The 22,162-nt window shown below is 71.1% G+C and carries 21 protein-coding genes and 1 tRNA gene; 10 read left to right on the top strand and 12 right to left on the bottom strand.

Features of this window, described 5'->3' with window-relative positions:
* Nucleotides 1-9: 9 nt before the first annotated feature.
* Nucleotides 10-681, top strand: a complete 672-nt coding sequence (locus OG439_RS36030) for a TetR/AcrR family transcriptional regulator (protein ID WP_247058966.1) — start codon at nt 10-12, stop codon at nt 679-681.
* Here OG439_RS36030 and OG439_RS36035 read toward each other — a convergent pair.
* Entirely contained in the window at nt 678-1,331 is a 654-nt protein-coding gene (locus OG439_RS36035) for a TetR/AcrR family transcriptional regulator (protein ID WP_326945063.1), read from the bottom strand. The genes OG439_RS36030 and OG439_RS36035 overlap by 4 nt on opposite strands.
* A 52-nt stretch (nt 1,332-1,383) precedes the next feature.
* On the opposite strand from OG439_RS36035, the gene OG439_RS36040 reads away from it, so the two are divergent.
* Complete coding sequence (locus OG439_RS36040) at nt 1,384-2,904, top strand: 3-hydroxyacyl-CoA dehydrogenase (RefSeq protein WP_326945064.1); 1,521 nt, start codon at nt 1,384-1,386, stop codon at nt 2,902-2,904.
* Here the strand turns inward: OG439_RS36040 and OG439_RS36045 are convergent.
* The 3 genes from OG439_RS36045 to OG439_RS36055 form a co-directional block, all read right to left on the bottom strand.
* Complete coding sequence (locus OG439_RS36045) at nt 2,897-3,424, bottom strand: L,D-transpeptidase family protein (protein WP_442792241.1); 528 nt, start codon at nt 3,422-3,424, stop codon at nt 2,897-2,899. The two genes, OG439_RS36040 and OG439_RS36045, sit on opposite strands and share 8 nt — an antisense overlap.
* 132 nt (nt 3,425-3,556) lie before the next feature.
* The gene (locus tag OG439_RS36050) at nt 3,557-6,382 is read right to left on the bottom strand and encodes a PQQ-dependent sugar dehydrogenase (protein WP_326945065.1); all 2,826 of its coding nucleotides are present in this window, start codon (nt 6,380-6,382) and stop codon (nt 3,557-3,559) included.
* A 111-nt stretch (nt 6,383-6,493) separates the two neighbouring features.
* Nucleotides 6,494-7,150, bottom strand: coding sequence for a L,D-transpeptidase (locus tag OG439_RS36055; RefSeq protein ID WP_326945066.1), 657 nt, complete (start codon nt 7,148-7,150; stop codon nt 6,494-6,496).
* Between the two features lie 107 nt (nt 7,151-7,257).
* Between OG439_RS36055 and OG439_RS36060 the strand changes: the two genes are divergently transcribed.
* Nucleotides 7,258-7,779, top strand: coding sequence for a GrpB family protein (locus OG439_RS36060; protein WP_326945067.1), 522 nt, complete (start codon nt 7,258-7,260; stop codon nt 7,777-7,779).
* Nucleotides 7,780-7,891: 112 nt separating this feature from the next.
* Entirely contained in the window at nt 7,892-8,401 is a 510-nt protein-coding gene (locus OG439_RS36065) for a hypothetical protein (RefSeq protein ID WP_326945068.1), read from the top strand.
* On the opposite strand, the gene OG439_RS36070 is transcribed toward OG439_RS36065, so the two are convergent.
* A complete protein-coding gene (locus tag OG439_RS36070) occupies nt 8,391-9,281 on the bottom strand; it encodes a serine/threonine-protein kinase (RefSeq protein WP_326945069.1) in 891 nt (296 codons plus the stop codon). The genes OG439_RS36065 and OG439_RS36070 overlap by 11 nt on opposite strands.
* A gap of 22 nt (nt 9,282-9,303) precedes the next feature.
* Nucleotides 9,304-11,058 (bottom strand): HsdM family class I SAM-dependent methyltransferase, encoded by a 1,755-nt coding sequence (locus tag OG439_RS36075; protein WP_326945070.1) that lies wholly within the window; start codon nt 11,056-11,058, stop codon nt 9,304-9,306.
* Nucleotides 11,059-11,135: 77 nt separating this feature from the next.
* On the opposite strand from OG439_RS36075, the gene OG439_RS36080 reads away from it, so the two are divergent.
* From OG439_RS36080 to OG439_RS36105, 6 genes are all read left to right on the top strand, one after another.
* Nucleotides 11,136-11,879 carry a PP2C family protein-serine/threonine phosphatase gene (locus tag OG439_RS36080; RefSeq protein WP_326945071.1) on the top strand — a complete coding sequence of 248 codons (744 nt, stop codon included), beginning with the start codon at nt 11,136-11,138 and terminating at the stop codon, nt 11,877-11,879.
* Between the two features lie 58 nt (nt 11,880-11,937).
* Nucleotides 11,938-12,022 (top strand) — tRNA-Ser (locus OG439_RS36085).
* Between the two features lie 490 nt (nt 12,023-12,512).
* Nucleotides 12,513-12,773 carry a hypothetical protein gene (locus tag OG439_RS36090; RefSeq protein WP_247058976.1) on the top strand — a complete coding sequence of 87 codons (261 nt, stop codon included), beginning with the start codon at nt 12,513-12,515 and terminating at the stop codon, nt 12,771-12,773.
* A gap of 4 nt (nt 12,774-12,777) precedes the next feature.
* The gene (locus OG439_RS36095; protein ID WP_247058978.1) at nt 12,778-13,023 is read left to right on the top strand and encodes a hypothetical protein; all 246 of its coding nucleotides are present in this window, start codon (nt 12,778-12,780) and stop codon (nt 13,021-13,023) included.
* A 35-nt stretch (nt 13,024-13,058) separates the two neighbouring features.
* Nucleotides 13,059-15,788: an FtsK/SpoIIIE domain-containing protein gene (locus OG439_RS36100; RefSeq protein WP_326945072.1), complete on the top strand. Its 2,730-nt coding sequence runs from the start codon at nt 13,059-13,061 to the stop codon at nt 15,786-15,788.
* On the top strand, nt 15,785-16,192 hold the full coding sequence (locus OG439_RS36105) for a hypothetical protein (protein WP_326945073.1): 408 nt from the start codon (nt 15,785-15,787) through the stop codon (nt 16,190-16,192). Before OG439_RS36100 ends, OG439_RS36105 begins: the two co-directional genes overlap by 4 nt.
* A gap of 15 nt (nt 16,193-16,207) precedes the next feature.
* On the opposite strand, the gene OG439_RS36110 is transcribed toward OG439_RS36105, so the two are convergent.
* The 6 genes from OG439_RS36110 to OG439_RS36135 form a co-directional block, all read right to left on the bottom strand.
* On the bottom strand, nt 16,208-16,579 hold the full coding sequence (locus OG439_RS36110) for a YbaB/EbfC family DNA-binding protein (RefSeq protein ID WP_326945074.1): 372 nt from the start codon (nt 16,577-16,579) through the stop codon (nt 16,208-16,210).
* Nucleotides 16,576-17,118 (bottom strand): hypothetical protein, encoded by a 543-nt coding sequence (locus OG439_RS36115; RefSeq protein ID WP_326945075.1) that lies wholly within the window; start codon nt 17,116-17,118, stop codon nt 16,576-16,578. Before OG439_RS36115 ends, OG439_RS36110 begins: the two co-directional genes overlap by 4 nt.
* Complete coding sequence (locus tag OG439_RS36120) at nt 17,115-17,690, bottom strand: hypothetical protein (RefSeq protein WP_326945076.1); 576 nt, start codon at nt 17,688-17,690, stop codon at nt 17,115-17,117. The genes OG439_RS36115 and OG439_RS36120 overlap by 4 nt, the downstream gene beginning before the upstream one ends.
* Nucleotides 17,690-18,868, bottom strand: a complete 1,179-nt coding sequence (locus OG439_RS36125) for a putative T7SS-secreted protein (protein WP_326945077.1) — start codon at nt 18,866-18,868, stop codon at nt 17,690-17,692. The genes OG439_RS36120 and OG439_RS36125 overlap by 1 nt, the downstream gene beginning before the upstream one ends.
* Nucleotides 18,865-19,455 (bottom strand): hypothetical protein, encoded by a 591-nt coding sequence (locus OG439_RS36130; RefSeq protein ID WP_326945078.1) that lies wholly within the window; start codon nt 19,453-19,455, stop codon nt 18,865-18,867. Before OG439_RS36130 ends, OG439_RS36125 begins: the two co-directional genes overlap by 4 nt.
* A gap of 142 nt (nt 19,456-19,597) precedes the next feature.
* Entirely contained in the window at nt 19,598-22,084 is a 2,487-nt protein-coding gene (locus tag OG439_RS36135) for an endonuclease/exonuclease/phosphatase family protein (RefSeq protein WP_326945079.1), read from the bottom strand.
* Between the last annotated feature and the right edge of the window lie 78 nt (nt 22,085-22,162).

The raw sequence follows: 22,162 nt of genomic DNA on the forward strand, positions 1-22,162 counted from the left end.
CTGGGCGTCATGACCGCGACCCGGACCGCGCGCGAACGTGCCCGCGCCGAACTCACCCAGGAGATCAAGGACGAGGCCCGCCGCCAGCTCGCCGAGGTCGGCGCGAACGGGCTTTCGCTGCGCGCGGTGGCGCGTGAGCTGGGCATGGTCTCGTCCGCGCTGTACCGCTACTTCCCCAGCCGCGACCGGCTGCTGACCGACCTGATCGTCGACGCCTACAACGCGATCGGCGAGGCGGCCGAGGGCGCCGACCCTGGCAAAGGCGAACCGCGCGAGCGCTGGCTGTCGATCTGGCTGGCGACGCGCGAGTGGGCGAAGGCGCACCCGCACGAGTACGCGCTGATCTACGGTTCGCCGATCCCCGGCTACCAGGCCCCGCAGGACACCGTCGCGCCGGCGGCCCGCGTCGCGCTGGCCCTGGTCAAGGTGCTCACGCACACCGAGCTGCGGGCGGTCGACGGCGACGTCGCGCCCGGGCTGCGGGCCCAGGCCGAGACGCTCACGAAGGTCCTCGGGATCGTCGCCGGGCCCGAGACGGTGGCCCGGCTGCTCATGGCGTGGACCCAGCTGTTCGGGGCGATCAACTTCGACCTGTTCGGCCAGTACGTCGGCAGCGTCGACCCGGCCGACGAGTTCTTCGCCCACACGGCGAAGCGGATGGCGGAGTTCGTCGGGCTCTAACGCAGCCAGGTCCGCAGCAGCAGCTCGACGGCGTCGGCGATCACCGTGTCGCTCGTGCCCTCCGGGCTCAGGTAGCGCTGCCGGAGCAGGCCGTCCTCCAGCGCGTGGATGATCAGCGCGAGGAACGCCGGATCGGCGGGCGGCTCGACCCCGCGCGCGGCGAACGTCGCCCGCACACCCGCCTCGATCAGCTCACGCGCGGCGCGTTCGTTCTCCCCGATCGCCGGCCGGGCCCCGGGGTTGCGCAGCGCGTACAGGGTCAGTTCGGTGCGCAGTGCGAACCACTCCGGCAGGTGTTCGGCGCGCTCGCCGTGCCACTCCTTGAGCTGGGCCATGACGTCACCCGATGACACGCGGGGCTCCGCCCCGGGCCGGGGGCTCCGCCACCCGGGGCCCCCGGGAAGATCGGCAAGGGCCGCGACCTCGACCGCCTCCTGCGAACGCCGCTGGTCCAGCAGCGCCACCACCAGCTCGTGCTTGTCCTCGAAGTTGCCGTAGAACGCGCCGCGCGTGTAACCGGCGCGTTCGGCGATCTGCTCGACGGACGTCCCGTTGACGCCGCGCTCGGCGAACAGCGCGGCCGCCGCGTCGAGCAGCCGCTCCTTGGTGCGTTCGCGGCTTTCCGCCCGCGTCAGGCGCTTCCCTGCCACGGCCGAGACGGTACCGTCGCCCGGACGGCAAACTGCGGAAGGCGGGCACGACGTGACGGGGTGGGCCGGGAAGGTCGGCAGGATCCGGGTGATCGGGACCGGGGTGATGGGCCGCGGGATCGTCCAGCTCGCCGCGACCGCGGGGGTGACCGTCGAGCTGGCCGACGTCCAGCCCGAGGCCGTCGCCAAGGCGATCGAATTCGTCGGCGGGATGGTGGACAAGCTCGCCGCCAAGGGCAAGCTGACCGAGGACCCGCAGGCGGTGAAGGACCGGCTCGTCCCGCTCGACGCGCCGGACGCGCCCGCCGACGGCGTCGACCTGGTCGTCGAAGCCGTGCGCGAGGACCTCGCGACCAAGCGGGCGCTGTTCGCCGGCCTGGAGCGCGTCTGTCCACAGGAGACGATCTTCGCGACGAACACCAGCTCGTTGTCGGTCACCGAGATCGCCGCCGAGCTGACCGACCCCGGCCGGCTCGTCGGCCTGCACTTCTTCAACCCGGTGCCGCTGATGCGCCTGGTCGAGGTCGTCCCGGGCACCCGCACGTACGACTGGCTGGCCGCCGAGGCGGTCGAACTGGTCCGCGGCTGGGGCCACGAGCCGGTGCTCGCGAAGGACGCGCCGGGCTTCCTGGTCAACCACGCCGGACGCGGGCTCGGCACCGAGGCGCTGCAGATCCTCGGCGAGGCGCTGGCCGAGCCGGCCGACGTCGACCGCGTCGCGCGGGACGTGCTCGGCCTGAAGCTCGGCCCGTTCGAGCTGCTCGACCTCACCGGTCTCGACGTTTCGCACGCCGTGCTGGAGAGCATCTGGAGCGGCTTCCACGGCGACCCGCGGCTGCGGCCGTCGTGGCTGACGCGCCCGCGTGTCGCCGCGGGCCTGTTCGGCCGCAAGAACGGCGAGGGCTTCTACCGGCACGTCGAGGGCAAGCAGCAGAACCCGGACGAGCCGGCCGCGCCGCCGAAGCCGACCGGCCCGGTGTTCACCGCCGACGAGCACCTCGCGCGCGTGCTGTCGGCGGCCGGCGTGCACGTGGTGTCGGACGCCTACCCGGACGCCGTCCTGCTCGTCCCGCTCTACGGCGAGTCCACAGTGGACGCCGCCACCCGCGCCGGCCTGCCGCTGGCGCGCGTCGCCGGCGTCGACCCCCTCGGCGGTTACGAGCGACGGCTGACGCTGTCGGTGCACCCGGGCCTCGACCCGGACGTGGGCCGCGCGGCGTGGGGCGCGCTGGCCGCCACCGGGAACCCGGTGACGGTGGTCCGCGACGGCCCGGCCCCGATCGCCCAGCGCCTGCTGGCCTCGATCGTCAACACGGCGTGCTTCATCGCTGGCCACCACCTGGCCACCCCGGCGGACATCGACACGGCGGTCCACCTCGGCCTCGGCTACCCGCGCGGCCCGCTGGCCTGGGGCGACCTGGTCGGTGGCGACGTCGTGCTGCGCATCCTGCGCGGCCTGGAGGCGGCCACCGGCGACCCCCGCTACCGGCCGAGCCCGTGGCTCACCGAGCGCGTCACCCTCGGCCTGCCGCTGACGTCGACCGGCACGACCCCCGCGGACCTGCTCACCTGACGACCTGGACCTCGTCACCCTTGCTCAGCGAGGAGAAGAACTTCAGCGACACCGGCGCGGAGAGGTGCACGCAACCGTTGGAGTACTTGGCCAAGCTGCCTTCGTGGAACGCGACGCCGTTGTAGAAGAACACCGAGTTCGGCATCGGAGCGTTGTTGAACTCCCGACTGAGGTGCAGCTTTTCCTTATAGAGCACGTGCCACGTCCCCAGCGGCGTGGTGCTGCCCTTCTTGCCGGGCATGATCTTCACCGGGCCGTAGACGATCTTGCCCTCGTCGAGCAGCCAAGCCTGTTTCCCGGACAGGGAAACGCAGGCCTTCGCCGTGATCGTGCACGGCACCCCGGCCGCCATCACGGGCTTGGCCGGCACCGTCGCCGCGGGCGCCGTCGCCGTGTCCGAAGTGGACGCCGGTGTCTCGGCCGCCAGCCGGACATCCGCGGTACCCCCGGCCGAGCAGGCGGTCAGCACCGCCGCGGCGACCAAAGTGGACAGACCGGCCAACGCACGACGAATCCGCATTTCTCCCCCAGCAATCCGTGTTCCCTCTTACTGCCACCAAGACGCGCGGAGGCCACGAAAGGTTGAGTGAAACGACGAAGGCCGCCCCCGGAGAATTCCGGAGACGGCCCTCGTCGTGCTTCGGTTACCAGCTCACCAGGGTCGGTCGACCGCCCCGCCGGCGAGCGTGAACGTGATGTAGCCGCCTTCGAAGTCGCTGCGGTACACCCCGTTCACCACGTACTCGTCGGTCTTCGGGTAGTGCAGGTAGGAGTTCTCCCACCCGAGCGCCGCCCAGCGCTTGCGGATCTCGCCCTTCACCGCGTGCGCACCCGTGGCCACCGTGTAGTAGATCGAGTGGCCGAGGCTGAAGTGGTTGTACCGGCCGCGGCCGTCCGGCGTGCCGAGCTCGTCGGTCGTCGGGTAGCCGAGGCCGCGCTCGTAGTCGAGCGCCGCGAACTTCTTGCGGATCTCCCCGTAGAGGGCGTGGGCACCGGTGTTGACCGTGTAGTAGATCGAACCGATGTTCCCGCCGTTGAGGAAGTGGTTGTACCGGCCGACACCGTCCGGAGTGGACAGTTCGTCGGTCGTCGGGTAGCCGATGCCGCGTTCCCAGCCCAGCGCCTGCCACTTGTCGCGGATCAGGCCCTTGATCAGGTGCGCCCCGGTGGCCGGGGTGGAGTAGATCGAGGACCAGGCCGTGAAGTGGTTGTAGGTGCCGACGCCGTCCGGCGCGACCGTGGTGTCGTTCTCCGGGGCCCCGAGCGCGTTGATGCCCCCGAGCGCGAGGTACTTGGCCAGGATCGGCGCGGTGACGTACTTCGCGCCGGTCGCGGCGCTCCAGTAGAGGTTGCCGTTGGCGTAGGCCCGGTAGTGGACCGCACCGTCGGTGACCTCGGCGGCGGTCGGCGCCCCGAGCTTGGTCCGCAACGCCGCGTCGGCGTTGTAGCGCTGGTCGATCGGGGTGTCGTAGTTCGCCGTCAGCGTCATGTCGCTCGTGCCGACCGTGACGACCCACGTGGTGGTCGTGGGCCCGCCCTGCCAGCCGGTGAACTTCGAGACGCCGTCGACGCCCAGTGCCGGGGCCTCGACGTCGAAGGACGCGCCTTCGGCGACCAGCGCCGTGGTGACGCCGCCCTCGACCGGGATGCTCAGCGCCGCGGGCTGCGTGCTGACCAGGGTGATCCGGTGCTCACGCGGCCGGGCCACGTAGGTCTGGGACGCCTTGACGCCGGCGCTGTCGGTCACCGTCGCGGTGAACTCCATCCGGGAGTCCGGGTGGTCGGTGAACGGCTGCGCGAAGCTCGCCCCCGTCCCGCCGACGCCCGGGTGCGCGTGGCACGTCGCCTCGCTCGGGCAGTGGCGCACCGTGGACGTCCAGGTGATCGGCAGCGAGCCGTCCTCGGCGTCCGTCGCGGTGCCGCTCAGGCTGACCTGCTGGCCCACCGCGAACGTCGCGGTGTCGCCCGGCGTGGTCAGGGTGAGCTGCGGGCTGTGGTTGCCCGGCGCGACCGCGACGGTGGTCGTCCCGGTCGCCCCCAGCGGGTCCCGGACCGTCAGCGTCGCGGTGAACGCGTCGGTGCCCGCCGCGTAGGTGTGGTTCACCTGGGGGCCGGCGTCGAGAGCGGTCGTGCCGTCGCCGAAGTCCCAGTCGTACTTCAGCGGGTCGTTGTCGTAGTCGACCGACGTCGAGCCGTCGAAGGAAACCGTCCGGGTGTCCGGGTTGGTGGTCGACGTCGCGGCCGCGATCGGCACGGTGTTGCCGGAGGTGTAGGTCAGCCGCCGGATCGTGCCGCTGAGGATGTCGGCGAACACGATGTCGCCGTTCGGCGCGGGGGCGAACTTGACCGGGCCGCCGACGCCGGTGAAGACGGGCGGTGTTTCCGGCGCCTGCGTGAGCTTGCCCTGGTCGTCGTAGCGCAGGGTCCAGATCTTCTGCGTCGCGTAGTCGCCGAAGAAGTAGGAACCGCGGTAGGCCGCCGGGTAGCTGGAGCCGTTGTAGAGGATCCCGCCGCTGACGCTGTTGCCGTTGTTGATGCCGTCACCGTGCTGGTACTCGGTGATCGGCGGCTGGTTCACCACCGCGGCGCACTCGGCGAGGCCGGTGAAACCGGGCGTGGGGTGGTTGCCCTCCCAGCACGGCCAGCCCTGGTTGGCGCCGCGCTGGACGACGTCGATCTCTTCGTAGCTGTTCCAGCCGACGTCCCCGGCGACCGGCAGGCCGAGGTTCGGGTCGATGCTGAACCGGAACGGGTTGCGGAAGCCGCGTGCGAAGACCTTGCTCGCGCTCGACGCCGGGTTCGCCGCGTCGTAGTACGGGTTGCCCGGGACGCCGTTGCCGTCCTTGGTCAGGTGCAGGATCTTGCCGTAGGGCTGGTTGACGTCCTGCGCGCGCAGCGAACCCGGGTCCGCCTGCGTGAAGTCGCCGCTGTCGCCGATCGACACCCAGAGCGTGCCGTCCGCCGGCGCGAGGACGGTGTTGATGCCGTGGACGTTGTGGATGCCCGGCGTCTCGAAGACGACCTGCTCGCCGGTCAGCCCGGACGGCGTCCCCGTGCCGTCGAGCGTGACGGTGAACCGCGAGAGCCGCATGACGAAGCCGGTCCCGCTGTCTATCGAGCGCGTCAGGTAGATGTTGTGCGTGGTCGCGTAGTCCGGCGCCACGGCGATGCCCACCAGGCCGAGGTCACCGATCGTGCGAACGGTCAGGTTGGTGACGGTTTTCGGCGCGCCACTCGTCGCCGAGATCCATCGCACGCCGCCGCTCTTCCCGATGGCGAGCATCGAGTTGTCCGGCAGGTAAGCGAAGTCGGTCAGTTCCCCCACACCGAGTCCGGTGTCCGTGTCCCGCAGGACGAATCCCTGCGGGAGTGCTGCCGCCGCCGTGGCCACCCCAGTGGTCACGGCCGGCAGCAATGCCCCCGTCAGCACGACCGCCACGAGAGCGTGGCGTAGTGCTCGAAGCGTTCCCAAGGCCATTTGGCCCCCCTTCCCAAGCGATTTCTTATCGCCTGAACAGGGGGGCCAGTTGCACTCTTACGAGTGAAGTTACTCTACCGTGATCTACTGTCCGTATTGATTGATGACTCGTTACGGAACAACCTGCACCACGTCGCCGACGTGCAGCGTGTTGAAGTACTTCAGCGACGAGCTCGCCGCCAGGTGGATGCAGCCGTGCGAGTACACCGACAGGCTGCCGGTGTGGAACGCGTCACCCGGGTAGAAGAAGACCGAGTTCGGCATCGGCGCGTTGTCGAACTCCTTCGACAGGTGCACCTTCTCCTTCGACAGCACGTGGAACGTGCCGGTCGGCGTCGCGTAGCCCTTGCGGCCCGGCAGCATCGAGACCGGCCCGTAGATGACCTTGCCGCCCTGCAGGATCCAGGTCTTGTGCGCCGAGAGGTCGACGCAGGCGGCCGTGCCCGCGGACGCGGCGGCGGCCGCGCACGGCACGCTCGGGTCGGCGGCGGGCTTCGGGACCGGCTTGGGCTTCGGCTTCGGCTTGGGAGTGGTGCTGGTCGGCGCGGGCTTGGTCGTCGACGGCGTCGGAGTCGGCGTCGCGCTGGCCGACGTGGTGGGCGGAGCCGTGGACGTGCTCGCGGACGTCGTCGGCGCCCCGCCGCCGGTGCCCGCCGCGACGGCCCCGCCGCCGGCGTTCGGCTCGCCCGCACCGGACGACCCGCCCGAGCACGCGGTCAGCACCAACGCCGTGGCCAGCGCGGCCGCTCCCGCCAGAAGCCTCTTCACGATCCCGTACCCCCAGAAGACTCGATCTCCGTCGGACACCCCTAAAGACGGGAGTCCCCCGCCAGAGGTTCGTCCACGAAGGTCACGATTGGGTAGATGATGACCCGATGGTGATCGTTTCTTCCTACGACCAGGCGTGGCCGCAGCGCTTCGCCGAGGCCCGCGCCGAGATCCTCGCCGTGGCCGGCGACCGGTTCTCCCAGGTCGAGCACGTCGGCAGCACATCGGTACCCGGCCTCGCGGCCAAGCCCATCATCGACATCGCCGCGCTCGCGCCCGATCTCGACGCCGTCCCGCCCGGCCTGTTCGACGGCCTCGGCTACCGCGCCGAGGACTTCGGCGCCCCGGGACGGCTGCTGTTCGTCCGGCGCGCCGGCGACGTCCGCACGCACCACCTGCACGTCTTCCCGCCGACGAACTGGGAGCACAACAAGGAGCGGGTCATGGCCGCTCACCTGCGGAAGTACCCGGAAGCCGCGCGCCGGTACGGCGAGCTGAAGCAGAAGCTGGCCGCGTCCGGGATGACCGGTGACGCCTACACGCGGGCGAAGACCGACCTCATCCAGGAACTGTCCGACGCGGCCCGCGCCGAGCGCGGCCTGCCGCCCGAGCCGGTCTGGGAGGAGTAGCGCGTCAACCCGGGGGTGGAGGCCGGGTTCCACCCGGGACCGATCCGCACGCCGACGTGATCAGGCGGCCGGACGCCGAAGCTGGAGGCACCTTCGAAACCGGGAGCCTCCGATGTCCAGCACCGCCACCGTCCTCCTCTACGTCGCCCTCGCCGGCCTCGTCCTCTACAAGGTCGTCTACAAGCAGCTGCGCGGCACGTTGCTCAACCGCAAGTCGCTGGTGACGATGCCGCTGATCCTCGTCGTGGTGGGCGGCTACCTGACGCTGAAGGCGCTGCCTGGCAGTTCGGCCGCCGAGCTCGGCTTCCTCGGGGTCGACCTGGTCGTGCTCGCCGGGCTTGGCGTGCTCCGCAGCACCACGACGACGTTGAGCGTCCGCGAAGGCACGACGTTCCAGAAGGGCTCGGCCGCCACGCTCGGCCTCTGGGTGCTGACGATCGGCGTCCGGATCGGACTGGTCGCGCTGGCCACCGTGCTCGGTGTCGCGGGCCCGCTGTCGTCGGCGTCGATCGCGCTCACCCTGGGCATCAGCATCGCGGTGCAGAACGCGACGACCTGCCGCCGCATCCGGCTGGCCGGCCTGCCGCTGGCCGAACGCGGCCCGGTGGCGCTCAGCCGGTGACGCGGCCCAGCATCCGCGCGTACATCCGGCCCGGGCTGGCCACCGACGGCGGCGCCAGGAACCCCGGCAGCGGCGGCAGTCCGCTGACGAACGGCCCGAGCCGGTCGTACAGCACCGCCGCGCCGGCCGGCCGGTCTTCGGGGTCCTTCGCCAGCATCTCGGCGAGCAACGCGTTGAGGTGCGGGGGAATCCCCGCGACCGGTAGCGGCAGCTCCTTGACCTGCCGCTCGAAGACCGCGTACGCGGTGGGGCCGTCGAAGAGCCGTTGCCCGGTGAGCATCTCGTGGAGCACGCAGCCGAGCGCGTAGAGGTCACTGCGCGGTTCGGCGCCCCCGCGCTGGATCTGCTCGGGCGCCATGTACGACGGCGTACCCAGCAGCTGCCCGGCCCGCGTGAACTGCGCGGCGTCGGCTTCGCGCAGCACCGCGAGGCCGAAGTCCATCACCTTCACCCCGCCGTCCGGGCCGAGCATCAGGTTGGACGGCTTGAGGTCGCGGTGGCACACCGCGAGCGCGTGGGCGGCGGTCAGCACCGCGCAGGCCTGCGCCGCGATCGCCGCGGCCCACGGCACCGGCAGCGGCCCGTGCTCGGCGAGCAGATCGGCGATCGTCACGCCGTCGACGAACTGCATGACCTGGAACAACCGGTCGTCGTGCGTGCCGTAGTCGTACAGCGCCGGGACGCCGGGGTGGTCGAGCGTCGCGAGAATCCGTGCTTCGCGGGCGAAGCGGGCTTCGAGCTCTTCGTCACGGCCGGGGAGCCTGAGCAGCTTGATCGCGACGCGCCGGCCCAGCCTGCGGTCGTGCCCGCCGTGCACCGCGCCCATCCCGCCGCGGCCGAGCGGCAGTTCGTCGAGCTCGTAGCGGTCGGCGATCAGCATCCGTTCCCCTTCGGCCCCTGTGCTAATGCGGGGGTGCAACCCCCGCGCCCCGCCCGAGGGGCTCCGCCCCCACGGACCCCCCGACCGCGGTGGTGGGGCGGAGCCGTCCTTCGACGAGTCCCGCGAAGCCTAGCCGGACCAGCTCACGGCCCGTTTCCGCCGCCTCGCGCAGAACGTCGTCGAACTCGGCGAGTTGCTGGAAGACCAGGCCGTACCGGTACTGGACGTCGAGCGGGCAGCGCGGGATCCGCACGCGCCTGCTGTCGATCCGGGTCGACGCCGAGGTGGCCGGGAGGTCGGCCGCGCGCAGGCAGCCGGCGAGGAAGTCCGCGTCCAGCCGCTCCGGGTCGACGCGGTAGACGGTGAGCCCGGCCCCCACCGGGTGCGACGGTCCACTGTGGACGTACGCGGTACCGGTCACCGACGCGACGACGTCACCCGCCTCCGCGACCGGTGGCTCGGCGTCCGCCCGCGCGGCGTGCCGGACCTCGACGACGCCGGCCTTCACCAGCTCGCCGATGGTCGTGAACGTCTGCTCGACGTCCGCCGTCTCGAGCGGCGGCAGGTGCGGCGCCAGCTCGTCGAACCGCTCCCGCACGGCCTGGAACGCCTGCCCCGGGTCCTCGTCCCGGGCCCGCCAGCGGGCGGGCGAGAGGTCGACATCGTCGTCGAGCAGGTCGATGATCCGGACGCCGGATTCCGGCCGGGCCAGGAACTCCAGCCAGTCGACCTCCACTGTGGACAGATCGTCGCCCGCTTCGCCGAGCAGCACGGTGGACGGCGGGCGTTCGCCGGCCACCGGCCGCCGCAGCAGCCAGAGGTCCGGGCCCACCGACGTCAGCGTGACCACCGCGCGGACCGCGCCCGCGCGCAGGAGGTTGCCGCGGATGCGCTTCCCGCTGCGCCGCCCGGCCGCCGCGCCCGGCATCAGGATCGCCACCGTGCCACCGGGTTCGACGTGCGCCAGGCAGTGCTGCACCCAGGCGAGCTCGGGCTCGCCGCGCGGCGGCAGGCCGTACTCCCAGCGCGCGTCGCCGACCAGTTCGTCGTGGCCCCAGGCGCGTTCGTTGAACGGCGGGTCGCACAGCACGGCTTCGGCGGTTCGGCCGGCGAAGGCGTCTTCGCGCAACGCGTCGACCGCGTGGACGTCGGCCTCGACGCCGCGCAACCGCAGCCGCAGCGACGCGATCGACGCCGTCATCGGGTCACTGTCCTGCCCCAGCACGGTCTTCGCGCCGCTCGCGAGGGCGAGCGCGCCGAAGCCGCACGCCGGGTCGAGGATGGCCGACACCGGCCCGACGAGCCGGGCCATCAGCTCGGCGACCGGCTCCGGCGTCGTCGACAACCGCCGCGAGTGCGCCTCGAAGTACCTGCGGCACAACAACTCGAAGGCGTCGACCGGACCCGTCCGGTGGGTCATCTCGCTGAGCAGCGTGAGCAGTTCGGCGTCGGCGAGCTTGTGGTCGAAGGTGTCGAAGATCCCGGCCTGGAAAGCGAAGAAGACGCCCGCGCGGTTCACGCGCTCGGCGAGGTCGAGGTCGTCACCGAGGGCGCGCAGGCGCTGCCAGGCGCGTTCCGCCGCGGACAGCTCGAACTTCTTGCCGCGGGCGTGGAACCAGCCGGCGACGTCGGACAGGCCGAACAGCGGGCTCGACGCCGTGCCGCCGACCGGCTGCGGGAAGTCGGGGTACCGGCGGCGCCAGTTGCTCACCGCGGCCCGGCCGACCCCGCCGAGGCGCGCGATGTCTGCCGCGCTGACCGTGGCGTCGTCGTCCATGGCGAGGACTCTATCGGAGGATGGTCCGTTCAGCCGTCTTGCTTGTGAACTCAGTCAACCAATGCTTTCATGGGAGCATGACACACGATCGGTACGTCCTGCGGTACGCCGCGGGGTCGGACGTCGGCAGGCGGCGCCGGATCAACGAGGACTCGATGTACGCGAGTTCCCGCCTGATCGCCGTCGCCGACGGCATCGGCGGTCAGCCGCACGGCGAAGTGGCCAGCGCGACCGCCGTCGACGTGCTGCGCGAGCTCGACGTCGACCTGCGCCGGATCGACCTGACCACCATCGATCTGATCCCGACGCTGACGGGTGTCGTCAAGTCGATCGACGAGCGGCTGACCGAGGTCGCGTCGCAGGAGCCCACCACCGAAGGCATGGGCACCACGCTCACCGCACTGCTCTTCGACGGCGGCACGTTCGCCGCGGCCCACATCGGCGACTCCCGCGGCTACCTCCTGCGCGACGGCGACCTGCGCCGGCTGACCCGCGACCACACGCTCGTCCAGGCCCTGGTCGAAGACGGCCGCGTCGCCGCCGAAGACGCCGACTCCCACCCGCGGCGCTCCCTGCTGATGCGCGCCCTGCAGACGTCGGGCTCGAGCGAGGCGGACGTCTGGACGTTCACCGCGAAGCCGGGCGACCGTTACCTGCTCTGCTCGGACGGTCTCAGCGGCCCGGTCAGCGAACCCACCTTGCGCGACACCCTCGCGGGCATCACGGACCCCGCGGAGCTGGTCGCGGAGCTGATCCGCCTGGCCAACGAAGCGGGCGGCCCCGACAACATCACGTGCGTGGTCGCCGACGTCGCACCCTGACCGCGTCGGCCTGACCCGCCTTCGCAGGCACGGAAGGGCGTCCGGTATCGTCTCCTGCGGAGGATTGGCCGAGCGGCCTAAGGCGCACGCTTGGAAAGCGTGTTGGGTTCACGCCCTCGCAGGTTCGAATCCTGTATCCTCCGCACTTGATCAGGCGAGACGCCGAGCAGCCTTCACGGGCCGCTCGGCGTTTCGTCGTTTGCGGGCCCGGAATCGCAGCGGCCCAGCCGCGTTCGGCCAGCAGGCCTAACGTGAGACGTCTTCAAAAACGAACTGAAGTTTTCTGCGCGGTAGCAGGGAGTTACGAGCAGGGCTGATCGAAGCCTGTCGATCAGCGCGCGATAGTCTTCGGACCACCTCGACCGCCCCCGTTCAGAGAGGCCCGAAGTGGCACGAAAATCGCTCTGACCTGGGGTAGTGCAGGCCACCGACGCCAGTGTGCGGCATTCGTGCCGGGATGACCCCCGCACGCACCGTGATCGGCCAGGCCCCGGACGTTCCTGCGTCCGGGGCCTTGCTGATTCCGGACCCGCGATCACTGGGCATCATCTGATGATCACGGTGCGTCGCTGGATCTGTTTCAATAGAAATCCGTCCCCGCAAGACCAACCAGACTCGAGGAGTAGAGGCCCGATGGCCGGAGTCGAAGAGATCCGCGCTGGCATCGCGCTCGCCAACGAAAAGGCGTCCGCAGGCATCGCCGCCCTCCAGCAAGCAGCGCAGTCTCTCGAAGAAGCCCAGCAGTCGCTCTCGCAGGCGACGCAGGGAAGCAGCCAGCACGAAGTGAGCCAGGCCCACGGCCTGCTGGCCCAGGCGCTGCACGACATCAGCGGTATGCAGAGCACCATCCAGGCCAGCATTTCGTCCGCCGACTCGTACTCGGCGCGTCTCTAGCCGGATGACACTCGCCGAACTTCACCAGCTGCTCACCGCCGTCGTGGCCGGGCTCGCCGACGCGCGCGCCCAAACCGAGCGGGCCACAAGCCTGCTCGGGGAAGCCCGGCAAGCGCTGGTGGACGCCCAGGCCAAGGCCGATCCCTGGCTCCCTTCGCAGTACGCGCAGGCCGGCGAGGGGCTGGATCAGCTCCTCGGCCGCCTGGCCTCCGCCGAGGATCTGGTGAGCGGATACCGATCGCGCCTGTAATCCTTTCCGGGACACCTTTTTTCTTGGGGACGCCGATGGCCAACAAGTCAGCCGAGCAACGCAACCGCGTCGAGACCGCACTCGACCGGGTCCGCCACCAGATCGGGCTGGTACTGGGCGCGGCGGCCGGAGCCCGTCAAGCGGCCGAAGCCGACCTGGCCAAACTCGAGCTGGAGCGCGACATCGTCCGCGTCGGCATGAACCACGCCAGCACCGAGCAGCAGAACGACTGGTCCCGCCACCCCGCCGCGCACGAGGTCTTCGGCGCGCTCGGCGCGATCCGCAGCACCCACTACACGGACTGGAGCCAAGGCCCCGCGACCCTGCGCGAAGTGGTGGCGCAGAATGCACCCGGCCCGGCCGGGCTGCCGGCGGGCGACTGGCTCGGCCGCGTCGGCCACAACGCCGGCATCACCGCGCCCGGCCTGTGGCGCGTCGGTTCCGCCACGGCCGCCGGCGGTGACCCCACCCGCGCGTTCGACGTCGCCGTCCCGCTGCTCGACGAGTCGCACCTGGCGATCACGTCGGCGCCCAAGACCCGGCCCACGATCGACGGCATCGTCCAGAACCTGCTGATCCGCGTGCTTTCGACGTTCGAACCCGGCGCCGTGCGCATCCACCTGTGGGACATCGGGCAGCTGACCGCGATCCTGCCGGACCTCTACCCGCTGAGCCGCACCAGCGCGCTCTCGCTGTACGACCCGGGCCGGCTGGAGGACCTCCTCGACGAGCTGGCCGGGCACATCCGCCGCATCCACGCCACCGGCATGCAGGCGGGCCACACCTCGTTGCGGGAACTGCGGAAGGCGCAGCAGCAACGGATCGAGCCGTTCCGCATCGCCGTACTGTACGGCAACGGCGAAACCCTCGAACCGGAACGCGCGCGCGACCTCAAGCGCGTCGCGAGCGGGGCGCTGGCCGCGGGGATCTGCCTGATCATGATCGACGTGCCGACGGTCGTCAGCGCGTCGGTCGAGACGCTGAGCCTGACCGACGACCGGCACGCGATCAGCAGCATGACCGGCACCGACCTGCTCGTGGACCTCGATCCGCCGATGCCGTCCGGCCAGGTCATCCGGGCGGCGGGCAAGATCGCGGACGCGCTGATCGCCAAGCAGGGCGGGCCGCGGTCGTTCGACGACCTGCTCCCGCCCGAGCTCGGGCACCACAGCTCCGCGCGTGAACTCCGGGCCCCGGTGGGGTTCTTCGAAGGCGAACCGGTCGAGGTCGTGATCGGCGACGCGAGCCCGCACGCGCTGATCGGCGGGCCGTCCGGGTCCGGCAAGACGAACTTCCTGTACGCGCTGCTCGGCAGCCTCTCGGCGCGCTACACCCCGGACGAGCTCGCGTTGTACCTGCTGGACTTCAAGGAAGGCGTCTCGTTCGCCGGGCTGGCGCCGGGGCGCAAGGACGCGAGCTGGCTGCCGCACGCGCGGCTCGTCGGCGTCAACGTCAACACCGACCGCGAGTTCGGCCTGGCCCTGCTGCGCTTCCTCACCGACGAGCTGCGAAGGCGTTCGTCGGCGGCGAAGGAGCACGAAGTCACCAACCTCGCCGACCTGCGCGAAGCCGACCCCGGCGGGCACTGGCCGCGGATCGTCGCGGTGATCGACGAGTTCCAGTACCTGTTCGCCGGGCGCGACCAGGTCACCGCGACGGCGACGCAGCTGCTCGAGGACATCGCCCGCCGCGGCCGGTCGCAGGGCATCCACATGGTGCTGGCCAGCCAGGACGTCGCCGGCATCGAGGCGTTCTGGGGCAAGCCGGCGGTGTTCGAGCAGTGCACGCTGCGGATCGCGATGCCGAAGGCGCGCCGCGTGCTGGCCGAGACGAACAACGCGGCGGTGTCGGCGCCGAAGTGGCACGCGGTGATCAACCACGACTCCGGCATCGCGCACGGCAACCAGCTGTCCCACGTGCCGGACGCGAGCAGCAAGAACGTGTTCGTCCGGCTGCAGCACCGGTTGTGGGAGGAGTACCAGGGCCGGTTCCCGCGCCCGCGCTTGTTCGACGGAGCGCATTCCCCGGTGCTGGAACGGTTCCCGGCGTTCCTCGACCTCAAACCGACGTCCAAGCCGCGGGCGCTGCTGGGCCAGTCGATCGACGTCACCGAGGCGGCGTGCGGTGTCGAGCTGCCCCGGGCGCCGGGCCGCAACGTCGCGGTGCTCGGGTCCGCCACCGCCGAGGCTCTGTCCATCATGGACTCCGCGGCGCGGTCGCTGTCCCGGCAGTACGAACCCGGCGAAGTCGAGTTCATCTTGAGCTGCCCGATCGAAGCGTGCGCCTCGGCCGCACTGGAGCTGACCGAGCACCTGCGCGCCGACGGCCACGCGGCGACCCTCGTCGACGACCTCACGGGCGTGCTCGAGTCGATGACGGGTTCGATGTCCGGCGGCGCGAAGATCATGCTGCTGTACGGCGTCGACGCGGCCCTGCCGACGCTCGAGGCGAAGGCGGTCGGGCAGCTGAAGAGCGGCCTCGACCACCTGCGCGTGATCCTGAAACAAGGACCGAGCCACGGCATCCACACGATCGGCTGGTGGCGCAGCATCGCCCGGCTCAAGGACACGCTGGGGTTCGCCGGCACCGACGACATCGGCGCGTGGGCGGCCCTCGACGTTCAGGGCAACGAGCTCGCGCCGTTCGCCGCGGGGCAGGTCGTGCACTGGTCGCCGCGCCCGGGCCGGGCGTTGTTCTTCGACCGCACCACGCACGGCGCCCCCGAAGTGATCATCCCGTTCCAGCGTCCGGAGAACGCGCAATGACCGACGACGGCGCCACCGCGGCCATGCGGTACAAGGAAATCATCGCCCTGTCCCGCGGCTCGGCGGACAACCTCCGCGCCTGGGAGCTCCGGCGCGCGGAGTCGATCGAGGCGGAGATCGAGGAAGCGTCGAACGCGATCGCCGTCGCGACCGAACGCGAGGAACGCGCGGCCGAACGCGCGACGCGCTGGTGGAAGATGGCGCTGCACAACATCCAGGGCCTCACGTGGCTCCCCCCGGGCGACCACCCCCGCCCCGTCCCGACGGCTCGAGCGGCCTACCTCGAGCGGTACCTCGAGGAGGTCAAGCCGAGCTACCAGGAACTGGTGCAGGCGGTCTTGAGCCTGGGGTGGCGAGCCAAGCGCGCGGCGGCGAAGCGGGGCGAGCAGCCGCCGCCGGCCTAGCCGTTCCAGCCGTGCTCAGACGTCGTAGACGGTGTCGTAGGGCTCGTCTTCGTCCGGAACCTGCCTGCGCGGCCGCACCACCGGCTGTTGTTGTTGCCGTTCCGGCGGACTCGCGAGCCGGCCACCGGCGGCAACGGCTTCCCGGACAGCGGCGGTGATGGTCCGGCCGAGACTGACGGCGTCGCACCGCATGGCCTCGGGCGCCAGCCGCACCTCACTGACGACCCCACCGGGCCCGGCGAGCACGGTGACACTCCGATCCGCCGAGACGACGGTCGTGTGCCCGCTCCCCGCCATCCCCGCGAGCAGCCGCCGGTTCTCGGCCTTGCGGTCCTCGATCTGCTTGAGCTGCCAACGCATCTCATCGATCAGCTGCGGATTGTTCATGGTCTCCCCGGATACCGCACGAATTCGTAGTACCTCTGGTTCAGTTGCACCGTGTACCCCCGGCTGTGGGCGAGCACCATCAGCTCGGGAAGGCTCAGCTCCTCGAAAGCGGCGGCCAGCCGGTAGAGCGGGCGGCCGTCGAGCATCTGCGCGACGTACGCCGCCCGGGGGTTGCCCGTGAACGCCGTCTGGGGCGCGCCACGCGCGAACTCGTACCGCAACGCCACCGGATTCGGAGTCAAGGCGTAACCGTGGGCCTGAGCCGTGCTCAACGCATCCGGTACGGACAAAGCGAATTCCGCATAGGGGACGTAGGCGAGCGGGCGCCCGTCGAGCCGCTGGACGAGCAATCGGATGCCGGCCCGCCGGCGCTTGTCGATCCGGCTCCTCACGAAGAGAGCCACCGAGATGCCGGTCACCACGAACGCGGCGAGGACTCCCAGCGTCATGAAGTTGCTGCCGGCGACGTTCTGCGTCAGGCCACCACGGTGAAACCCAAGCACATACGAGGCGTCCGCCGCCGGCGTCCAGGCGGTCACGCGTTCTCCTGGCTGCGCAAGCTCCAAGCCACCCTGGCCGTCGCCTCGGCGACCGCCGGCCAGGCGTCCTCCGATGCTGTGGCGACCGAGAGCACCACCACGGACCGGCCGTCCGGCAACGGAATCTGGTACTCGGCCTTGATCTGCGCGCGTACGTCCCCCGCCGGCAGGTGGAACTCGCCGCCGCTGATCGCGACGACAGCCGGGCCGATCGGCAACCGCACCGGTTGGACGACCGAGCGGGGGTGGCTGCTCCGGTACTGCTCGGCCATCGCCGCGACGACGGCGTCCGGGTTGGCGGGCGCGGTTTCGGGCCACTGCACCACGCCCAGCGTCAGGGTCGCGACGTCCGGCGGCCGCGGGCCGACCGCGAACTTGCCGAACACGCGGATACCGTTGGCCTGCATGGCCGGCACCAGCGCCATCAGGTAGCTGCCGAACTCTTCGACGCTCGTACCCGCTCCGGCCGCCAGGTTCCCGGCGACGGTCCAGGCGTGCCCGCGGTTCAGCTTGTCGTCCCCGCCCACCGGCATCCCGGCGAACCCGGGCGGCAGGTCGATCTGCAGCGGCATCAGTTCCACACCTCGTCTTCCGCCCGCTCGCGACGACGATCAGGCGCGTTGTCGGCCACTGTCCCGGCATCGGCCGCGCTCATGAACGCGCCGACGGCCGGGGAAGCCACGTGGACCCAACCGTGGTCGTCTTGCGGTACCCAGTAGCTCTTGAGGTCGTCCAACGGGCTTTCGAAGTCCTCACCACCGAAGACTTCACCGAGCTCCTGCTCACGCAGGAGGGCGTAGGTCCCCACCTTGACCGCCAGGTCCGGCGCCCCCGGGATGAGCCCGACCAGGGTGGTGGCCACTCCGGCCGCGTCGAAGACCAACGTCTCGGTGGCCACGTCGGCCCCGGCGGTCTTGGCGAGCACGTGCCCGTCGAGCGCCGCCAGCCCGAACCCGCCGCCGACCGCGCCGACGATCTCGCCCGCCGGATCCGGGATGAAGTCGCCGAGCACGCCCAGCGCGTTGCCGATGTCGCCCACCACGTCGGAGCACTTCGAGATCACCTCGGCGTGGTCCTGGACGAAGTTCCACACCTCGTCGACCGAGTCGGCCAGGGTGTTCGACAGGTCGGCCAGCGCCCCGCCCACCGCGTCGGACAGCTTGTCCAGCACGTCCGGCTCGTCGGGCGCCAGTTCCTTCGCCTTGCGCAGCAGCTCGGCGACCCGGCCCGCGGCGCCGGTGTGCTCGGTCAGCAGCTGCTTCGCCGCGTCCTGGACGTTCTGGCAGCCGTCGATCGCGGTCTCGAGCTGCTCACCCGCGTTGTCCAGCAGGCGCTGGGCGATCTGCAGGGACGGCTGGTCCGGGAACGTCCGGTTCGCCAGCGCGAGGTCCGGGTTCGCCCGTGCCTGCTCGGCCGCACGGGCGGCCGCCTCCGCGCGGGCTTCCAGGTCCGCCGCGCGCTTCTGCAGGTCGCCGAGGTCGTGGGACCACGCGTCCAGCGCGTCGGCGGCCTGGCCCATCGACTTGGTGGCGCCGTCGAGGTACCCCGGCAGCGGGCCGACGCGCCGTGTGAAGGCCTCGCTCGCCTCGCCCTGCCAGACACCCTGCTTGGTGACGATCTCGCGCAGCGAGACGTTCGCCTCGGCCAGATCACGGCTCACGACGCGGTACTTGCCGGCCAGGTCGGCGACGCCGTCGAGATCGCCGGGCGCCGGGTCGAAGCCCAGCGCCGGGAAGTCGCGGGCGCTCATCGATCGAGACCGTTCAGGAGATCGGTGATGCCACCGGTCGCACCGCCACCGACCGGCCGGTCTTCGAGGTCCGCCGGCTTGTCGACGCCCGGCACACCGCCGGTGTACCCGCCGCCGACCGGGCCGACGTCCACACCCGCCGCCGAGCTTCCGGCGAGGTCGTCGATCCCGGCCACACCACCCGTGTAACCACCACCGACCGGGCCGTCGCCCCGGTCCGCCAACTCACCCACACCCGGCATCCCGCCCGTGATCCCGCCGCCCACCGGACCATCACCCGAGCCGAACACCGCGGACCCGAACTTCCCCAGCTCCCCACCGAACTGGGCCTCGATCTGCTCGTACTTCCCCTTCGCCTGCTTCAGCCGCTCCGTGATCCCGGCAGCCGCGTCACCGAGACGCTCGATCCCGTACCCCCACGCCTCCTCGAACTCCGCTCCCGCCCGGCCCAGCTCGGCGTTGCCGAGCGAGCCGAACGCCCCGCCTCCGCCGAGTTTTCGGTTCGCGTCGGCCATCCGGTCCGCCGCCGTATCCAGGTCGGCGATGAGCTTGCCCAGCTCGTCGACCTTCACCGCGTATCCGTCCACGCCACCCTCCCTGTGGTCCCGTCGCCCAGTAAGACGACCGAACACGCAGAGCGGTTTCGAAGTCACTCGATGTCACTCGAAGGTGTGGGCACGAAGAAGGCCGCCACCGGGCAACGCCCGATGACGGCCTTCCGAACGAAACCTACGGCTGCGGGAAGTACTTCCCGAGCACCTGCTCCAGGTAGTCGAGCAGGTCGTACAGCGCATCCTGGATCGCGTTGCCGGTGCTCGGCCGGAACCGGATCACCTGCGGGTCGTGGTCACTGGCCTGGTCCGCGAACTCCGCGTTGATGTGGACGACGTCGTAGTCCACCCCGCGCGGCGCCTTCGACGCCAGGATGTGGTCCAGCACCTGCGACTGGCCCTCGAAGACGTAGCTGTAGCGCTCCGCCTCCGGCACCGTCGCGATCAGGTCCTTCAGCGCGCCACCGGCGGTGAGCGTCTGGACGGCCGGCGAGAACGGGTAGTCGTTCAGGTCGCCCGCCACCACGATGTTGGCGTTCTTGTCGGCCGCCAGCAGGGAGTCGACGAACCCGCGCAGCACCGTCGCCTGCTTGGCCCGCTGCACCTCGGAGCTGCGCACCGGCGGCTGGTTGCGGCCGTGCGTCGGCTGGTCGCCGCCCTTCGAGTTGAAGTGGTTGGCGATGACGAACACCGTGCGGCCCTGGAAGACGAACTCGCCGGCCAGCGGCTTGCGGCTGGCCGTCCAGGCCTCGTTGGCCGGGTCGACGCGCCCCGGGGACGCCGACAGGTGCGCCTTGCCGTGGTCCTTCGTCACGCTGACCGGCGTGGTCGACGTGCCACCCGGGCGGTCCACAAAGGACACCCGAGCCGGGTTGAACAGGAACGCCACGCGGATGTTGCCGCCCGGCTGGCCGCCGTCCTGGTCGTTCACCGGGTCGATCGAGCGCCACTGGTAGCGCGGGCCACCCTTGGCGACGATGGCGTCGGTGAACTTCTGCAGCGTCTGGTCCGCGACGACGACGCCGTCGTCGGTCGCGCCCGTGTTGTCCTGGATCTCTTCCAGGTTCACGATGTCCGGCGTCGCCAGGTGGGTCACGATCGCCTCGCCGAGCCGGTCGTACTTGGCCTGCGGGTCGCTCGGCGCCAGGTTTTCGACGTTGTAGGTGGCCACGGCCAGCTCGCCGGTGCGCTGCTTGCGCGTGGTCTCGGCCTGCAGCCCGTTGTCCTTGTCGGCCCCGAGCACGCTGGCGAACAGCGTGTAGCCACCGAAGGTGCTGTACTCGACCGGACCGGACGTGACGCCGGTCAGCGCGTCACCGACGTTGAGCTTCGGGAACGGCCGCTGGTCGAACGAGATCAGCGACTGCACCTTGAGGACACCGCTGTTGAGCTTGTCGTAGCCCAGGTAGACGCTGCCGCCGCGGACGGAGCGGTGCTGGTCCGGCTTGGTCGTCACGTACAGCTCGTTGAACGAGTTCGACGGGCCGACGACGCGGGCGTCGCTGACGCTCACGATCTCGCTCTCGTGCGCCTCCCAGAAGTCCAGCGCGTACTTCGCCGGCTCCAGGGGCAGCGCCTCGATGTTCCCGCCGGGCGACGGCGCGTACGTCTCCGGCACCGTCGTGGGGCTCAGCACGGTCGGCGCGGGCAGCGCGTTGTCGTGCGAATCGACCGTCCACTGTGCCGTGCCCAGCTCGGTGAGCGACTGGTAGACCGACGTCGACGGGGTGTCCGGGTAGAACTCGCGGACGGTGCCGGTCGCGGTCACGGCGTCGCCGACCGCGACGGCCGGGCTGGTCGAGCCGGTGAACACGAACAGGCCCTCGCTGGTGCGCGGGTCGTTGTCCGGGGCCGGGTCGGTGAGCCAGAAGCCGCGGGACGAGCCGAAGGTCCGCGTCGCGGTGACGACGCCGGTCACGCCGCTGACCTTCTGGTCCTTCAGCGGGGAAAGCCGCGTGGTGCCCTGGATGTCGTGGATCTTCGCCGGGGTCCCCGGCTCGCCGGGCCCGGTGCCGCCGCCGGTCGTCTCGCCCGCGGCGTTGGTCGGCGTCGGGTCGCCGACGGTGAAGTCCGCGGCGTTGTCGTCGGTGTCGGCCAGGGTCGTGCCGCGCGCGACGGACGTCGCGTTGGCCGGCGCCGCCGTCGGGTTGCCCTCGCGCACGGTGGCGGCGCCGAACCCGACGAGGTCCTTGACCCGGGCGTCGGCCGCGCAGTCCGCGGCGGTCTTGCAGGTCAGCGCGGTGGTCCCGGAGACGAGGGCGATCGTGCCCGCGGTCGCCGACATCGCGATCGTGCCGGTCGCGTCCGGTGCGGGCAGTGCGACGGTGCCCCCGGCACCCTTGCCCTCGGCCACCAGGTAGCGCCCGCTCGGCGCGACGCTCCCGGCCAGCTGCGTCACCTGCCAGGTGCTCGACGCGCTCGCCGAACCGGGCAGGTACTGGACGCTGAAGCCGGCCAGGCTCGCGGCCGCAGTACCGTGGTTAGCGAGTTCGACGAAGTCGTTGGTCAGCGTGGCGCCGGAGTTGCCGCCACCGCCGTAGACCTCGGCGATGACCGCGTCGGCGCTGGGCGTCGCGAGCGCGGCTGGTGCGGCCACCCCGCCGAGCACCAGGCCCGACGCGACGGCCACCGTCAGCGCGGCCTTGGATCTGTGGGTCTTGGTCACCCTGAGTCCCCTTTGTGCTTGAACAGTCGTGGCATAGTCCCCCGAACAGATGAGGAGCAGGAAGACAAAGATGCAACG

It is taken from the genome of Amycolatopsis sp. NBC_01307 (genome assembly GCF_035975215.1).
GTDB lineage: Bacteria > Actinomycetota > Actinomycetes > Mycobacteriales > Pseudonocardiaceae > Amycolatopsis.

What these genes read in the sequence shown, in the direction of transcription:
- OG439_RS36075 (WP_326945070.1), bottom strand. Translation starts at nt 11,058, where the DNA reads ATGGACGACGACGCCACGGTCAGCGCGGCAGACATCGCGCGCCTCGGC.
- OG439_RS36095 (WP_247058978.1), top strand. Translation starts at nt 12,778, where the DNA reads ATGACACTCGCCGAACTTCACCAGCTGCTCACCGCCGTCGTGGCCGGG.
- OG439_RS36065 (WP_326945068.1), top strand. Translation starts at nt 7,892, where the DNA reads ATGTCCAGCACCGCCACCGTCCTCCTCTACGTCGCCCTCGCCGGCCTC.
- OG439_RS36125 (WP_326945077.1), bottom strand. Translation starts at nt 18,868, where the DNA reads ATGAGCGCCCGCGACTTCCCGGCGCTGGGCTTCGACCCGGCGCCCGGC.
- OG439_RS36080 (WP_326945071.1), top strand. Translation starts at nt 11,136, where the DNA reads ATGACACACGATCGGTACGTCCTGCGGTACGCCGCGGGGTCGGACGTC.
- OG439_RS36030 (WP_247058966.1), top strand. Translation starts at nt 10, where the DNA reads ATGACCGCGACCCGGACCGCGCGCGAACGTGCCCGCGCCGAACTCACC.
- OG439_RS36060 (WP_326945067.1), top strand. Translation starts at nt 7,258, where the DNA reads ATGGTGATCGTTTCTTCCTACGACCAGGCGTGGCCGCAGCGCTTCGCC.
- OG439_RS36090 (WP_247058976.1), top strand. Translation starts at nt 12,513, where the DNA reads ATGGCCGGAGTCGAAGAGATCCGCGCTGGCATCGCGCTCGCCAACGAA.
- OG439_RS36070 (WP_326945069.1), bottom strand. Translation starts at nt 9,281, where the DNA reads ATGCTGATCGCCGACCGCTACGAGCTCGACGAACTGCCGCTCGGCCGC.
- OG439_RS36100 (WP_326945072.1), top strand. Translation starts at nt 13,059, where the DNA reads ATGGCCAACAAGTCAGCCGAGCAACGCAACCGCGTCGAGACCGCACTC.
- OG439_RS36105 (WP_326945073.1), top strand. Translation starts at nt 15,785, where the DNA reads ATGACCGACGACGGCGCCACCGCGGCCATGCGGTACAAGGAAATCATC.
- OG439_RS36045 (WP_442792241.1), bottom strand. Translation starts at nt 3,424, where the DNA reads ATGCGGATTCGTCGTGCGTTGGCCGGTCTGTCCACTTTGGTCGCCGCG.
- OG439_RS36050 (WP_326945065.1), bottom strand. Translation starts at nt 6,382, where the DNA reads ATGGCCTTGGGAACGCTTCGAGCACTACGCCACGCTCTCGTGGCGGTC.
- OG439_RS36110 (WP_326945074.1), bottom strand. Translation starts at nt 16,579, where the DNA reads ATGAACAATCCGCAGCTGATCGATGAGATGCGTTGGCAGCTCAAGCAG.
- OG439_RS36120 (WP_326945076.1), bottom strand. Translation starts at nt 17,690, where the DNA reads ATGCCGCTGCAGATCGACCTGCCGCCCGGGTTCGCCGGGATGCCGGTG.